Here is a 13,931-nt window from a genome sequence, read left to right as displayed (position 1 = left end):
GAGGCACTGACGATGGCGTGGCTGCTGGTGGTGGTCGCCGGCCTGCTGGAGACCGGATTCGCGGTGTGCCTGAAGCTCTCCCACGGCTTCACCCGGCTGTGGCCGACCATCGCCTTCGCGGCCTTCGCGCTCGGCAGCTTCGGTCTGCTGACTCTGGCGCTGCGCAAGCTCGACGTGGGGCCGGCGTACGCGGTGTGGACCGGGATCGGCGCCGCGGGGACCGCGATCTACGGGATGATCTTCCTCGGCGACGTGGTGTCGACCCTCAAGATCGTCTCGATCACGCTGGTGATCGTCGGCGTCATCGGTCTCCAGCTGTCCGGCTCGGCGCACTGACCCCGCGGCACGGCCGTCGAGGCGACCACGTACGACAGGGCGAGGCGCAGCGTCAGCTCGCAGCCGCGGGCGGCGGTCCCGGGTTCCTCCGCGAGCAGGGCCGCGGCCCGGTCCCTGGCCTGGAGCAGCAGTTCGCCCGGTGACGGTACTCCGGCGTCGGCCCGCCGCTGTTCGGGTACGGCGGCGGCGCGGGTCCCGGTGCGCGCGGGTCGCGGCACGGGCAGCCGCTCGCCCCAGGCGCCGGTGAGCAGGGCGCGCATGACGGGCCGGGCGGCGGCCGCGGCGACGGTCCACTCGGCGACGGCCACGAGCCGGTGCGCGGGCGGCCCCGGCCGGGCGAGTGCGGCCTCCACGCCCCTGAGGTAGAGGTCGGCCTCGCGCCGTACGAGGGCGCGGGCGAGCCCTTCCTTGCTGCCGAACTCGTTGTAGAGGGTCTGCCGGGAGACCCGGGCGCGGGCGGCCACGTCGACCATCCGCACGGCGGACCAGGGCAGCGTGGCGAGGGCCGCGAGGGCCGTGTCGAGCAGGGTCTCTCGGGCAGTCGGCATCGTCGCCTCCCAGCCGGATCGGTTCTGCGCTCAGCGTTGACGGACGGACACGCACTGTCAAGGGCCGCCGCGGGCCGACGCTTCTTCGGGGGATAGAGTTTCGACCATGGCCGATTACCACGACGATCTTCGTCTCGCCCATGTCCTCGCGGATGCCGCGGACGCGGCCACGATGGACCGGTTCCAGGCGCTCGACCTGAAGGTCGAGACGAAGCCCGACATGACGCCGGTGAGCGAGGCGGACCGGGCCGCGGAGGAGCTGATCCGCGGACAGCTGCAGCGCGCCAGGCCGCGGGACGCGATCCTCGGCGAGGAGTACGGCGTGCAGGGCACGGGCCCGCGCCGCTGGGTGGTCGACCCGATCGACGGCACCAAGAACTACGTGCGCGGAGTGCCCGTCTGGGCGACGCTGATCGCGCTGATGGAGGCCGGCGAGACCGGTTTCCAGCCGGTGGTGGGCGTGGTCTCGGCGCCCGCCCTCGGCCGCCGCTGGTGGGCGGCGAAGGGTCTCGGCGCGTACACCGGCCGCAGCCTGGCCTCGGCCACCCGGATCGGGGTGTCGAAGGTCGGCCGCCTGGAGGACGCCTCGTTCGCGTACTCCAGCCTGACCGGCTGGGAGGAGCGCGGCCGGCTCGACGGCTTCCTCGACCTCAGCCGCGCGGTGTGGCGGACCCGGGCGTACGGCGATTTCTGGCCGTACATGATGGTCGCCGAGGGATCGGTGGACATCTGCGCGGAGCCGGAACTGTCGCTGTGGGACATGGCGGCCGTCGCGATCGTCGTCCAGGAGGCCGGCGGCACGTACACCGGCCTGGACGGCCGCCACGGCCCGCACAGCGGGAACGCGGCGGCCTCCAACGGGCTGCTGCACGGGGAGCTGCTCAGCTACCTCGGCGGCTGAGCGGCCGCCGTACCGGAACCGACACGGCGTCAGCCGAGCTGCCACCACGGGCCGGTGGCACCCGTGTGCACCCCCGCGCACCACGCGCGCCCCCTTGTTGAGCGCCGCTCCCGGTGTCACTCTGAGACTCCCCCCTTTGTGAACTTGTGAAAGAGTTCTCGAAGTCACCGAATCGGAGGTGGTCCCCTCCATGCTCGTCCGCGACGCCATGAGCACCGTGATCCTCACCATCGGCCCGGCCCATACGCTCCGTCAGGCGGCACGGCTGATGTCGGCGCGCCGCGTCGGCGCGGCCGTCGTCCAGGACGGAGATGCCGGCGGATTCGGCATCCTCACCGAACGCGACATCCTCAACGCCCTCGGCACCGACCGGAATCCCGACCACGAGACCGCCGACGCCCACACCACCCGGGACGTCGTCTTCGCCGCACCGACCTGGACCCTGGAGGAGGCCGCGGAGGCGATGACCCGCGGCGGCTTCCGCCATCTCGTGGTGCTCGACGACCACGGGCCGGTCGGCATCGTCTCCGTACGCGACATCATCCGCTGCTGGCTCCCGGTGCACAGCGCCGCCTGACGACGGACCGGGAGCGACGCACGACTCCCGACGCACGACGTGCGAGAGGGCCGGACCCCCGTACGGATACGGGAGGTCCGGCCCTCTTCACCTACGGCAGCGACCCTCAGCCACGCAGGGCCTGGACCGCGGCGTCGAGCCGCTTGCCGAAGTCTTCGTCCGCCTTGCGGAAGTTGCCTTGGCGCGATGAAACCGGCCGGGTTCTCGACCCGCCGGCCCTTCTACGGGTCGCGCGGTCACCGTGAAGGTGCCATAGGCGCCGGAGCGGGGAGGGGCTACGCGTCGTAGTTCGTGGTGAAGCAGCCCTTGACCTGGCCCTCATGGATCTCGTAGCCGCTGGGCACGTCCTTCCGGTCGTCCGGGTCGCAGGACAACGTGCGCAGACCGTTCTGGTTCAGGGTCGCGCCGAAGTTGCTGCTCTCGCCGGCGAGCGCGAAGTTCTGGCCGATGGTGAAGCTGCTGCCGTCCTTGGCCAAGGACTCCTGGAACTTGGTCATGTCACCGATGAGGAGCACAGTGACGGGGTTACCCCCCTTGTCGGAGCAGACGGCGCGCTCCTTGATGCCCCAGGCGGGGTCCTCGGCCTCGTCCTTCATGTAGGTCTTGCCCTCGCGGCTCTTCTCGAGCGGGCTGCAGTCCTCTCCGCGCTCGATGATGGCCTTCTGCACGTCAGCCATGGTGTTCGCCTTCGGCAGGCCGTCCAGTGGACCGTCGGAGGCGGCCGTGCCGTCGTCCCCGCAGCCCGTCAGCGTGACGAGCGCGCTCAGCGCGACGGCACCGGTGGCGAGGGCCTTGGTCAGACGCATGTTTCTCCTTGGATCGGTTCGAGTGGGTCAGAGCGCGGCTGCGGCGTCAATGCGACGCTGCGGGTCAACGAACCCGGCGCTCACCGAGGAACTCGATCGCCCGCCGGGTCAGGAGCTCGGCGGCGTCTGGGCCGTAGGACGGCATTGCTGCACAGATACGACAGCCACCCGATCTCGGGGCGAGGTCGGTGCATGGCACTGCCGCCGGAGAGAATTCTGGTTCCACTCGACCTTCCTTTCCATGGCGTACACGCGCAGACAATGGCAGTGGCCAGCTCAGTACCACTCGGCGGCCGGCTTCGAGAACCGCCCGCCGGTGACGAGCAACGCGGCAACGGCAAGGACCAGGAGCTGAAGTTCGGTCGGTTCGAGCGTCTCGGCCTCCCGCTGCACCAGCTGGCCAGGGCCGAGTTCGCAGTGGACTTTGTCCAAGTCGAGCTCTCATCCAAAGTCACACGTATTCGGGACTCCCCCGCGGCGGCTGTTACCCTGACTCCCATGAGTGACCTGTTGGAACGACTGCGCGGCCGCGGCTGGCGGATGACCGCGCAGCGCCGCGTCGTGGCCGAGGTGCTGGACGGCGACCACGTGCACCTGACCGCCGACGAGGTCCACGCCCGTGCCGTGGAGCGCCTGCCCGAGATCTCGCGGGCGACCGTCTACAACACGCTGGGCGAGATGGTCACGCTCGGCGAGGTGCTGGAGGTCGCCACGGACGGCCGCGCCAAGCGGTACGACCCGAACGCGCACCGGCCGCACCAGCACCTGGTCTGCGCCCGTTGCGGTGCGATCCGTGACGTCCACCCGGCGGGCGACCCGCTGGCCGACCTGCCCGACACCGAGCGCTTCGGCTTCACGATCTCGGACGTCGAGGTCACGTACCGGGGCATCTGCCCGAGCTGCGCGACGACCGCCTGACGTCTCCGTGAAGAGCCCCGCCCTGCGGCGGGGCTTTTTCGCGTACAGCCGCACACGGGAACGACGAAGGCCCGGATCCTGAGGATCCGGGCCTTCGTGCTACTGAGTAGCGGGGACAGGATTTGAACCTGCGACCTCTGGGTTATGAGCCCAGCGAGCTACCGAGCTGCTCCACCCCGCGTCGGTGAACCCAACCTTACGGGACCGTTCGGAGCAGAGCAAATCAGTTAGACGGGTGAACCATGTGAGCCGCGTTACGCCGCGGGCACGCCGTGGAACCGGTGCGTCCGGCCCACGGCGTCAGCTCTGTGCGGTTCACGCGGCAAGCTCCTGGCGCGGGTCACGCCGTCAGCTCCTGGTGCAGCGCCTCGCTCAGCCGCGCCGCGCGCTCCGCCACCTCCGCCGGGCCGAGCTCCACCGCGCGGTCGCACCAGCGGCGCCCCTCGGTGAGCTCCCCGCGCCGGGCCGCGAGCAGCGCGAGGCGCAGCGCGGCCCGGCCGTGACCGGCGTGGGCGGCGCGGGTCCACCACAGGGCCGCCTCCCGCTCCGCGCCCTCGCGGGCGAGCAGCAGGCCCAGGTTGAAGGCGCCGTTGCGGGAGCCGGCCTCGGCCGCCTCCCGGTACCAGCGGGCGGCCTCCGCCACGTCGCCGCGGCCGGCGGCGAGCATGCCGACCCGCACCTGGGCGCGGCGGTGGCCCTGCTCGGCGGCCCGCTCGTACCACTCCTCGCACTCGCTCTTCTCCTCGCGCGGGGCGCCGAGGACCGCCGGGCCGGGGGCAGGGCGACGCGCGTCGAGGAGGGTGGCCAGCCGGTAGGCGGCCTCGGCGCTGCCGCCGCCCGCCGCGCACCGCAGATGGCGCTCGGCGGTCTGCTCGTCGCCGTCGCGGAGCCGCGCGATGCCGACCTGGAGGGCGGCCTCGGTGTGCCCGGCGGCGGCGGCGCGCTCGTACCAGGTGAGCGCGGTCCGGTCGTCGTCCCGGCCGGCGTAGAGGATGCCCAGGTTGAACGCGGCGTCCACGCTGCCGGCCTCGGCGGCCTTGGAGAACCACGGCTCGGCGCCGTTGGCGTCGCCGGCCTGGAGCAGGAGCACGGCGAGCGCGTTGGCCGCCTCGCGGTGACCGGCGTACGCGGCGCGCCGGTACCACTGCTCGGCCTGCGCGGTCCGCTCCTGGGCGGCGCAGAGCAGCCCGAGGTTGTAGGCGCCGTTCACGTCGCCCGCGTCCATGGCGGCGCGGTACCAGCGCTCGGCGGTCTGCTGCTCGCCGCGGGCGGCGTGCAGCGCGCCGAGGGCGTTGGCGGCGTTGCCGTCGCCGTCCTGCGCGGCCCGCAGCCACCACACGGCGGCGCTCTCCTCGTCGCCCGCGTCGCGCAGCAGGAAGCCCAGCGCGCAGGCGGCCTTGGCCTCGCCGTCCTTGGCGGAGCTCAGGTACCAGCGGCCGGCCTCCTTGAGCTCGCCTCGCTTCTCCAGGATCGCCCCGAGGTGCAGGGCGGCCCGCCGGTGACCGCGCGCGGCGGCCTGCCGGAACCACTGCTCGGCCTCGGCGAGGCCGTCGGCGTCGCCTGCCGGGGCGCCTCCCGCGGCCACGAGGGGTCCCTCGCCGCCGGCCACCGGGCCCCCGCCGGTGCGGGCGCCCGGGCGCAGCCCCGTGCCCGTGTCGTACGCGTGGGGCCCGCGGGACGGCTCGGTGGCCCGCCGCTCCAGGGCGAGCGCGAGCCGGTACGCGGCCTCGCGGTGGCCCTGCTCGGCGGCGGCGCGCAGCCAGCGCTCGGCGCCGACGTCGCTGCGGTGCTCCAGGAGGTCGGCGAGGGCGTACGCGCCGAGGGCGTGGCCCTGTTCGGCGGCCTGGCGCAGCCAGTACTCGGCGGCGGGTTCGTCGCCGCGCTCCCGGTGGTGCCGGCCGAGCGCGTGGGCGGCCGGCGCGGAGCCGGCGACGGCGGCGACCCGCCACCAGCCGGCGGCCTCGTCCGGGTAGCCGCGCTGGTGCAGCAGGACGCCCAGGTTGTTGGCGGCGGCGCGGTCTCCCTGCGTGGTGGCGCCGCGCAGGTACGGCTCGGCGCCGTCCAGGTCGCCGCGGCGCAGCAGCAGCGCGCCCAGGACGCTCATGGACGCAGCGTCGCCCTTCTCGGCGGCGAGGCGGTGGCGGGCCTCGGTCTCGGCCTCGGTCTCCTGCTCGGCGGTGGTGTCGACGGCCGCATCGACGGCCTCGGCGGCCTCGATGATCTCGTCTGCGGCGTTTCCGGCATGCCGCTGCACAAACCGCCCTGTCTCCAACAGAGTTGCCCTGTCCCCCATAAATACCATCGTCGCACCACCTGCAACCCGCGTACACCTGGTATACCGCAGCCAGTGAGGTCACTTCAGCGTTTTGTCGACATGCCCACAGAGAGACAAGTCAAACACGTATCGCTCCAACTCCCCCCATCCATACCGCTCTTCGCGCCCCTCACGCCTCCGGACACACGCCGAGGGCCCGAATCCTTATGGATTCGGGCCCTCGTCTTGAGTAGCGGGGACAGGATTTGAACCTGCGACCTCTGGGTTATGAGCCCAGCGAGCTACCGAGCTGCTCCACCCCGCGTCGGTAACGCAACCGTATCACGACGCGGGGTGGAGCCTTGACCGGCTATCTGCTCCCGGGGCTCGCCGACGGGCTCGGGGTCGCCGACGGGCTCGCGCTCGCCTGCGGCGTGGGCTTGGCACCGCCCGTGCCGCCCGGGCTCGTCTGGAGCTTCGCTCCCGCGTCCGCGGCGCGCTGGAGCGCGTCCTGCAGCGCCTCCTGGGCCTTGCCGTAGGCCGCCCAGTCCTGCTTCTGCAGCGCCGCCTCGCCGTCGTCGAACGCCTTCTGCGCGTCCGCGATGGCCTGCTTGAGCGCCGCGTCGTTCGTGGTCGGCTGCGTCGGCGGCTTGGTGCCCGGCGGCTGCGTGGCCGGCGGCTCCGCGCCCTTGACCCCGAACACCGCGTTCAGCGCGGCCGTCAGGTTGTCCTCGAACACCGTGGTGTCCTTGGTGGTGTCGCCCTTCGGCTGGTCCGCGTCCACGTAGGACACCGCGACCTTCTTCAGCAGCGGGTACTGCGCGTTGCGGCCCTGCGCGTACACCGGCTCCACGTAGAGGAAGCCGCCGTCCAGCGGGACCGTCAGCAGGTTGCCGTAGATGATGTCGGAGTCGGCGCCCTTCATGTCACGGACGAACGTCGCCACCGACGGCAGGCTGTTGAGCTTGTTCTGCACCTGCTCGGGTCCCGGCACGTCCTCCGTGACCGACAACAGCCTTATCCGGCCGTACTCCTTGCTGTTGGCGTCGGCGTCCACCGCCATGAAGGCACCCAGGTTGGGCCGCCCGTTCGGCGTGAACGTCGTCGTCAGCGAGAACTGCTGCGAGGTGTCCCCGGGCATCTTGATGCTCAGGTAGTACGGCGGGACCGCGTTGCCGTCCTTGTTGGTCGGGTCGTCCGGCACCTGCCAGGCGTCCGAGCCGCTGTAGAACTGCGCCGGGTCCTGCACGTGGTAGCGGGTCAGCAGCTCGCGCTGGACCTTGAACATGTCCTGCGGGTAGCGCAGGTGCGCGAGCAGGTCCGGCTTGATCGCGGAACGCTCCTTGACCGTGCCCGGGAAGGCCTTCATCCAGGTCTTCAGGACCGGGTCCTCGGTGTCCCACTGGTAGAGGTTCACCGTGCCGTCGTAGGCGTCGACGGTGGCCTTCACCGAGTTGCGGATGTAGTTGACCTGGTTCTGCTGGGCGACGACCGCGCGCTGCTGGTTGCCGACCGTCAGGGCGTCCGCGGTGCTCTCGCCCAGCGTGGTGCGCGAGGCGTACGGGTAGCCGTTGGTCGTGGTGTAGGCGTCGACGATCCACTGGATCCGGCCGTCGACGACCGCCGGGTAGGCGTCGCCGTCGATGGTCAGCCACGGCGCGACGGCCTCGACCCGCTCCTTGGGAGTGCGGTTGTAGAGGATCCGCGAACCGTCGCCGATGGCCCCCGAGTAGAGGATCTGCGGCTCGCTGAACGCGACCGCGTACGCCGCCCGGTTGAAGGTGTTGGAGAGGCTGACCCCGCTGTTGCCCTGGTAGCTGGTGGTCTTCTCGCCGTTGTCCTCGTAGTCGAGCTCCTTCTGGGGCCCGCCGACGATCGAGTACTGGTCGGTCTTCTCGCCGTAGTAGATGCGCTGCTCGTACTTCGGGAGCATGCCGGTGGTCGGCAGGCCCTGCTCCGTGAAGACCGGGGAGCCGTTGGCGTCCGTCTGGGTGCCGGTCGCCATGATGGCGCCGTAACCGTGCGTGTAGGTGAAGTGGTCGTTGATCCAGTTCCGCTTCGGGATGCCCTTGATGTTGAGCTCACGCAGGCCGACGACGGTGTCCTTGCCGTTGTAGCGGTCCACGTCCAGGGTGAGCGGGAACTGGTAGTACTTCCGCTTCTGCTCCAGCTGCTGGAAGGTCGGCGACACGACGTTCGGGTCGATCAGGCGGTAGCTGGCCGCCGTGTCCGCGTCGGCGCGCAGCTGGTCCTTCGCCTTCACCGTCGACTTGCCCGAGTAGTCCTCGGCCTTGGTGGAGTCGATTGCGTAGGCCTTGCGGGTCGCGTCGATGTTCTTCTGGATGTACGGCGCTTCCTTGGCCTGCTCGTTCGGCTGGACCTGGAACTTCTGCACGATCGCCGGGTAGAGGCCGCCGATCAGGATCGCCGACAGCACCATCAGTCCGAAGCCGATCACCGGCAGCTGCCAGGTGCGCCGCCACAGCGTCGCGAAGAACAGCACCGCGCAGATGACCGCGATGCAGAACAGGATCGTCTTCGCCGGCAGATAGGCGTTGGCGTCCACGTAGCGCAGACCGGTCCAGTTGCCGGTCGCCTTGAAGTCGCTGGACTTCACCGCCAGGCCGTACCGGTCGAGCCAGTACGCCACGGCCTTCAGGGAGACGAACACGCCGAGCAGCACCGAGAGGTGGCCGGTCGCGGCGGCGGTCGCGCGGGCGCCCGGGCTGGTGATCCGCAGCCCGCCGTACAGGTAGTGCGTGAGGGCGGCGGCGATCAGTGAGAGGACGGCCGCGGCGAAGCCGAAGGCCAGCAGGAAGCGGTACCAGGGCAGGTCGAACGCGTAGAACGCCACGTCGAGCTGGAACTGCGGGTCCTTCTCGCCGAACTGGACCCCGTTCACCCACATCAGCCAGGTGCGCCACTGCCCGGAGGCCGAGGCGCCGGCGATCAGGCCGATCAGGGCCGTGACCGCGAGCAGCACCCACTTCTTGAAGGGCGCGAGACCCATCCGGTACCGGTCGAGGCTCTGCTGCTCCAGCGACATCGCGCTCAGCGGCGGCCGCAGCCGGTAGGCCAGCCAGATGTTCAGGCCGACGGCCAGCGCCATCAGCAGACCGAAGACCAGGAACAGCCCGATCTTGGTCCACAGGGTGGTGGTGAACACGGACGAGTAGTGGACCGAGCGGAACCACAGCCAGTCCGTCCAGAACCCGGCGAACATCACGAACGCCATGCCGAGAACCGCCAGGACGCCCAGCGTCATCAGCAGCGTACGGGCGCGCCGCGACGGCCGGCCGACTCTGATCCTTGGCCCGGAAGGACCTGTGCCGCCTCCGCGGTCCGGCATCTGGAAAGCCAACGTGCGCCCCTCGAGGTTGATGCGTCGAATGCGTCGATAAGCAGGCTCCGCGATCGTAGAGCCCACTGATGCAACTTACTGAGGCTTTACCTAGTTCCCGTCTCCGGGGGAAGAGGAGGCAGGATATTGCCCATGTCCAACGTTTCCCCCTCCGGCCCTCCGATGGCCGCGAGCCCCCTCACCCGCGCCGTGCTCGAGATCGACGAGTACGCGTCGGGCCTCGGCTGGGACCGGCCGGCCCGGCTCTTCGCCCTGGTCGACACCGCCCGGCTGCGCGCCCAGGAGCCCGCCCTCGCCTCCCAGCTGGGCGTCGGCGGCGACGACGCCACCACCACCTACACGCCGATCGAGCAGGACGAGCTGCCGCCCGGCAAGCCGCTCGACGAGTTCCTCGGCACCATCGCCTGGCCCGACGCCGTGGCCGGCTGTGCCCTCACGGTCGAGCGGCAGATGCTGCCGCCGTCGGCCGAGGCCGCCGTGCCGAAGGACCTGAGCGAGGCCCAGCTCGCCAAGTGGGTGGCCCGGCACCCGGACCGCCAGGAGGTCCGGATGACGGTCGCGGTGCTGCGGAACGGGGCCCGCGAGGCCGCGATCCGGCTGCGCGAGAAGGACTCGCCGAACGAGGTGCTCACCGGACCGGACCTGGTTCCGGGGCTCGCGGACGCGCTGGCGGCGACCTTCGAGTCGTAGCGGCCAGGACGTGTCCTCCGGATCGGGCCCGGGACACCGGCAAGATCCGGAAGACCCGCCCTGGGCCCGGCCCGTCCCGGCCCCCAGGCCGTTTCTTTCGGATCAGGGCCGGACGCCGCGGTCCGTCCGGCCCTGATCCGAAACAGACGGCCTAGCTCTTGGAGCAGCTGGGGAGCGACTTCGTGTCGCCCTTGCGCAGCTTCTCCAGCGACTTCGTCGCGTCGTCGATGGTGTCGACCTTGATGAGGGTGAGACCGGCGGGCGTGTCCGAAGCCGCGGCCGCGCAGTTGTCGGCGGGCGTCAGGAAGTACTCGGCGCCCGCCCGGCGTGCGCCGACCAGCTTCATCTCGATGCCGCCGATCGGGCCGACCTTGCCCTTGTCGTCGATGGTCCCGGTGCCGGCGACGAACTTGCCGCCGGTGATCGCGTCCGGGGTGAGCTTGTCGACGATGCCGAGCGCGAACATCAGGCCGGCGCTGGGGCCGCCGACGTCGGCCAGCTTGATGTCGATGGTGAACGGGAAGACGTGGTCGGTGCCGGCCTGGATGCCGACGATCGCCCGGTCGCCCTCCTCCGACTTGGCGGTCCTGATGACCACCTTCTCGGTCGCGGTGGCGTCCTTGTGGGCCTTCTCCGCGGCGGCGGCCGCCTTGGCCGGGACGATCGTGAAGACCACGTCCTGGCCGGGATCGCGCTTGGTGACCTGCTTGGCGACGTCACCGGGCTCCTTGACGGCCACGCCGTCCACGGCGCGGATGACGTCGCCCGCGTGCAGCTTGCCCTCGGCGGGGGTGCCCTTGACGACGGTGGCGACGACCACCCGGGTGGTCACCGGGATGTTCAGCTCCTTGAGGGCGGCGACCTTGGCGCTCTCCTGGGACTGGCTGAACTCCTCGGCGTTCTCCTGGCTCGACTCCTCCTCGGTCTTGCCGTCCGGGTAGAGGGTGTCGTGCGGGACGACGACGCTGTCGTGGGCCAGCCAGCCGTAGACGGCCTCGACCGCGTTCATCCTGTAGTCCGCGCCGGTGACCCGGACCGTCGTCATGTTGAGATGGCCGTCGGTCGGGTAGGTCTTGCGGCCCGAGATCTGCAGGACCGGCTCACCACGCGCCTCGCCGAGGGTGTTCACGGTCGGGCCGGGGCTCATCTCCGAGTACGGGACCGGAATGAGGACGCCGACGCAGAGCAGCGTGATCAGGACCAGGGTGGAGGCGAGCATCGTCGCGGTGCGGCGTGGCATGGAACGACAGTACGGGACTGGTCTGTGAGTGCACCCCTGGGGCGGTCCGTACGGGATCAGCCGGTGGTCGTCACCGGGGCGGCCTCACGCTCGGGCAGCGCCGAAGCGGAAGCGACTGCCGCGGGGCCGGCGGTACCGGTGTGGGACCGCTCCATGGCGTCACGGAAGCGCGCGTATCCCGCGAGCTCGGCGACGTCACCGATCGTCTTGTTCCGCGAAGCCCAGCTTCCCCATATCGCCGCGCCGACGACGGCGAAAAGCGGAATCAGCAACCAAGCCAGCACTGCCATCTCGACCTCCCATCCCCAAGGGTCACGAGTGAGTTGATCAGCAGATTATTCATCCGCGGAACCAACGCTCACGCGCGGGGGCCGGTTACGCAAATCGGGGCGTTCGACTACGGGTGGTCGGCGTGGCGCCTTGCCAGGAACCGTGCATGGCGAACCCCCGGGGTGAACGCTCAGCAGGCCCCGGCCCTCCCCCGGCCTTCGGCCGGGAGCCCCAGGCAAGGGGTGAGCGCTCAGCAGGCGCCGACCCACTCCTCCGTGCCGTCCGAGAACTTCTGGTGCTTCCAGATCGGGACCTCGTGCTTCAGGTCGTCGATCAGCTTGCGGCAGGCCTCGAAGGCCTCGCCGCGGTGGGGACAGGAGACGGCGACGACGACCGCGAGGTCACCCACACGGAGGTCACCCACCCGGTGGACGGCGGCCAGGGCGCGGACCGGGTAGTCCGCGACGACCTTCTCCGCGACCCGGCGCAGCTCGGCCTCGGCGCTGGGGTGGCAGGAGTAGCCCAGCGCGTCCACGTCGGCGCCGCCGTCGTGGTTGCGCACCGTGCCCACGAACAGGGTCGTGCCGCCCGCCGCGTCGTCGCCGACCGCTCGGAAGACCTCGTCGACCGAGAGCGGGGTGTCCCGGATCGCGAGGAGCTTGATGGGGTCGTCCGCGGCCCGCTCGCCGGGGTGGTCGCCGTGGGCGTGGTTCTCTGCCATGGCTCCATCGTGCCGTACGGCACGGACAGCGCGGAATAGCGCTTTCCGCCGGTGGCGCGCGGCCCTCCGTAGGAGGGTCCTACAGGCCGCGCCGCTTCCGCATCTGCCGGACCAGGGCCGCCGTGCCCAGGAGGGCCACCGTCGCGCCCGCGGCGCCCGCCGCCGTCGCGTCCTTGCGGCCGAGGCGACGGCCGGCGACCGTGTGCCGGCCCTGGACCTCCTCCAGGAGCGCGGCGAGCACCTCCTCGTTGGTCCACTGCGGCCGCCAGCCGGCGTCGTGCAGCCGCCCGACGCTGACCACCCACGGGTACATCGTGTACGCGAGGTCGCCGGCCGGGGACGGGGTCAGGCCGATCCGGTGCAGCCGGGCCGCCGCGCCGAGGGCGACCGCCGAGGGCAGCTCCATGCGCCGGATGCCGGAGAGCTCCTCGACCTCCTCCTGCTCGAGCCAGCCGTCGCAGCCGACCGCGAACTCGCCGTCGACCTTCTCCAGGGCCGCGTACTCCAGCGCGCTGACCAGGTCGTCGACGTGGCAGAACTGCCAGGTGGGGCGCGATCCGGCGACCACCAGCAGCCGCGGCGACTCGAAGTAGCGGGTCAGCGCCGTGTCCGTGCCGCCGACCAGGACCGCGGGCCGGACCACCGTCACGTTGAGACCGGGGTGGGCGCGCGGGGCGCGGCGGGCGAGCCGCTCGATCTCCAGGAGGTCGCCGACGCCGGTGGCCTCGGCGGTGGCCCGCAGCTCGGCGTCCTCGGAGAGCGGGATGTCGTTGTCGGGCAGCGCGCCGTAGACCATCGCCGAGGTGCACAGCACCACCCGGTGCACGCCGGCCGCCGCCGCGGCGGTCAGCACGGTCTGGGTGCCGCGCACGTTGTACGCGGTGCGCGCGGCCGGGTCGGTCTCCAGGTCGAGGTCGACCGCGAGGTGCACGACGACGTCCGCTCCGCGCAGCTTCTCGGCGATGGCCGGGTCGCGCACGTCGAGGATGTGCCACTGCGCCTCCGACACCTCGCCGCGGCGCTCGTCGATGGCGATGACCTGCTTGACCTCGTCGGACTCGGCGAGGCGCCGGGTCAGCAGGTCACCGATGCCGGACGCGGCACCGGTGACCGCGACGACGGGGCCGCGCGCGGCGGACCGGGTTGAGTGGTTTCGCGCTGCGCGAACCTGAGGGTCAGGGGAACTCACCGGGCGTCTCCAGCGGTTGTCTTCAGTACGTACCCGAATGACGCGTACGTACCAGGTGGCGTCCATCCTGCCCCAGGCCACGGCCCGGCGGAGCACCGAGCCCGGATCCGGTGCGGATGT

General features: G+C 71.4%; 14 protein-coding genes and 2 tRNA genes. 5 read left to right on the top strand and 11 right to left on the bottom strand.

All coding sequences use genetic code 11. The features are described from left to right. Positions 1–12 precede the first annotated feature (12 nt). The gene (locus ACFY8W_RS20650) at positions 13–336 is read left to right on the top strand and encodes an SMR family transporter (RefSeq protein ID WP_391107039.1); all 324 of its coding nucleotides are present in this window, start codon (positions 13–15) and stop codon (positions 334–336) included. Here the strand turns inward: ACFY8W_RS20650 and ACFY8W_RS20645 are convergent. Next, positions 228–884: a TetR family transcriptional regulator gene (locus tag ACFY8W_RS20645; protein ID WP_391107036.1), complete on the bottom strand. Its 657-nt coding sequence runs from the start codon at positions 882–884 to the stop codon at positions 228–230. The genes ACFY8W_RS20650 and ACFY8W_RS20645 overlap by 109 nt on opposite strands. 106 nt (positions 885–990) lie before the next feature. On the opposite strand from ACFY8W_RS20645, the gene hisN reads away from it, so the two are divergent. Together hisN and ACFY8W_RS20635 are read left to right on the top strand one after the other, a co-directional pair. After that, positions 991–1,785 (top strand): histidinol-phosphatase, encoded by a 795-nt coding sequence (gene hisN, locus ACFY8W_RS20640; RefSeq protein WP_391107033.1) that lies wholly within the window; start codon positions 991–993, stop codon positions 1,783–1,785. Positions 1,786–1,975: 190 nt separating this feature from the next. Then, on the top strand, positions 1,976–2,362 hold the full coding sequence (locus tag ACFY8W_RS20635) for a CBS domain-containing protein (protein ID WP_391107030.1): 387 nt from the start codon (positions 1,976–1,978) through the stop codon (positions 2,360–2,362). 275 nt (positions 2,363–2,637) lie between these two features. Here ACFY8W_RS20635 and ACFY8W_RS20630 read toward each other — a convergent pair whose 3' ends face one another. Next, entirely contained in the window at positions 2,638–3,168 is a 531-nt protein-coding gene (locus tag ACFY8W_RS20630) for a hypothetical protein (protein WP_391107027.1), read from the bottom strand. Positions 3,169–3,444: 276 nt separating this feature from the next. After that, positions 3,445–3,600 carry a hypothetical protein gene (locus ACFY8W_RS20625; protein WP_391107024.1) on the bottom strand — a complete coding sequence of 52 codons (156 nt, stop codon included), beginning with the start codon at positions 3,598–3,600 and terminating at the stop codon, positions 3,445–3,447. Between the two features lie 66 nt (positions 3,601–3,666). Here ACFY8W_RS20625 and ACFY8W_RS20620 point away from each other — a divergent pair, with 66 nt between their 5' ends. Next, the gene (locus ACFY8W_RS20620) at positions 3,667–4,086 is read left to right on the top strand and encodes a Fur family transcriptional regulator (protein WP_386870101.1); all 420 of its coding nucleotides are present in this window, start codon (positions 3,667–3,669) and stop codon (positions 4,084–4,086) included. A gap of 107 nt (positions 4,087–4,193) precedes the next feature. Here ACFY8W_RS20620 and ACFY8W_RS20615 read toward each other — a convergent pair. From ACFY8W_RS20615 to ACFY8W_RS20600, 4 genes are all read right to left on the bottom strand, one after another. Next, positions 4,194–4,267 (bottom strand) — tRNA-Met (locus ACFY8W_RS20615). A gap of 159 nt (positions 4,268–4,426) precedes the next feature. Then, positions 4,427–6,388, bottom strand: a complete 1,962-nt coding sequence (locus ACFY8W_RS20610) for a tetratricopeptide repeat protein (RefSeq protein ID WP_391107021.1) — start codon at positions 6,386–6,388, stop codon at positions 4,427–4,429. 203 nt (positions 6,389–6,591) lie between these two features. Next, positions 6,592–6,665 (bottom strand) — tRNA-Met (locus ACFY8W_RS20605). A gap of 45 nt (positions 6,666–6,710) precedes the next feature. Next, entirely contained in the window at positions 6,711–9,689 is a 2,979-nt protein-coding gene (locus ACFY8W_RS20600) for a UPF0182 family protein (protein WP_391107018.1), read from the bottom strand. 144 nt (positions 9,690–9,833) lie between these two features. Here ACFY8W_RS20600 and ACFY8W_RS20595 point away from each other — a divergent pair, with 144 nt between their 5' ends. Further along, positions 9,834–10,391: a PPA1309 family protein gene (locus ACFY8W_RS20595; protein WP_391107015.1), complete on the top strand. Its 558-nt coding sequence runs from the start codon at positions 9,834–9,836 to the stop codon at positions 10,389–10,391. Between the two features lie 151 nt (positions 10,392–10,542). On the opposite strand, the gene ACFY8W_RS20590 is transcribed toward ACFY8W_RS20595, so the two are convergent. The 4 genes from ACFY8W_RS20590 to ACFY8W_RS20575 form a co-directional block, all read right to left on the bottom strand. Beyond that, positions 10,543–11,631 carry a PDZ domain-containing protein gene (locus ACFY8W_RS20590; protein ID WP_391107012.1) on the bottom strand — a complete coding sequence of 363 codons (1,089 nt, stop codon included), beginning with the start codon at positions 11,629–11,631 and terminating at the stop codon, positions 10,543–10,545. Between the two features lie 56 nt (positions 11,632–11,687). Next, positions 11,688–11,921, bottom strand: coding sequence for a hypothetical protein (locus ACFY8W_RS20585; protein WP_391108313.1), 234 nt, complete (start codon positions 11,919–11,921; stop codon positions 11,688–11,690). A gap of 230 nt (positions 11,922–12,151) precedes the next feature. After that, positions 12,152–12,622 (bottom strand): molybdenum cofactor biosynthesis protein MoaE, encoded by a 471-nt coding sequence (locus tag ACFY8W_RS20580; protein ID WP_128983016.1) that lies wholly within the window; start codon positions 12,620–12,622, stop codon positions 12,152–12,154. Between the two features lie 79 nt (positions 12,623–12,701). Then, positions 12,702–13,811 carry an NAD-dependent epimerase/dehydratase family protein gene (locus ACFY8W_RS20575; RefSeq protein ID WP_391107009.1) on the bottom strand — a complete coding sequence of 370 codons (1,110 nt, stop codon included), beginning with the start codon at positions 13,809–13,811 and terminating at the stop codon, positions 12,702–12,704. Positions 13,812–13,931 lie beyond the last annotated feature (120 nt).

The sequence above is a fragment of the Streptomyces sp. NPDC012637 genome (assembly GCF_042954805.1).
In the GTDB taxonomy this organism is placed as follows: domain Bacteria; phylum Actinomycetota; class Actinomycetes; order Streptomycetales; family Streptomycetaceae; genus Streptomyces.
This window is presented reverse-complemented; position numbering and strand designations above follow the sequence as displayed.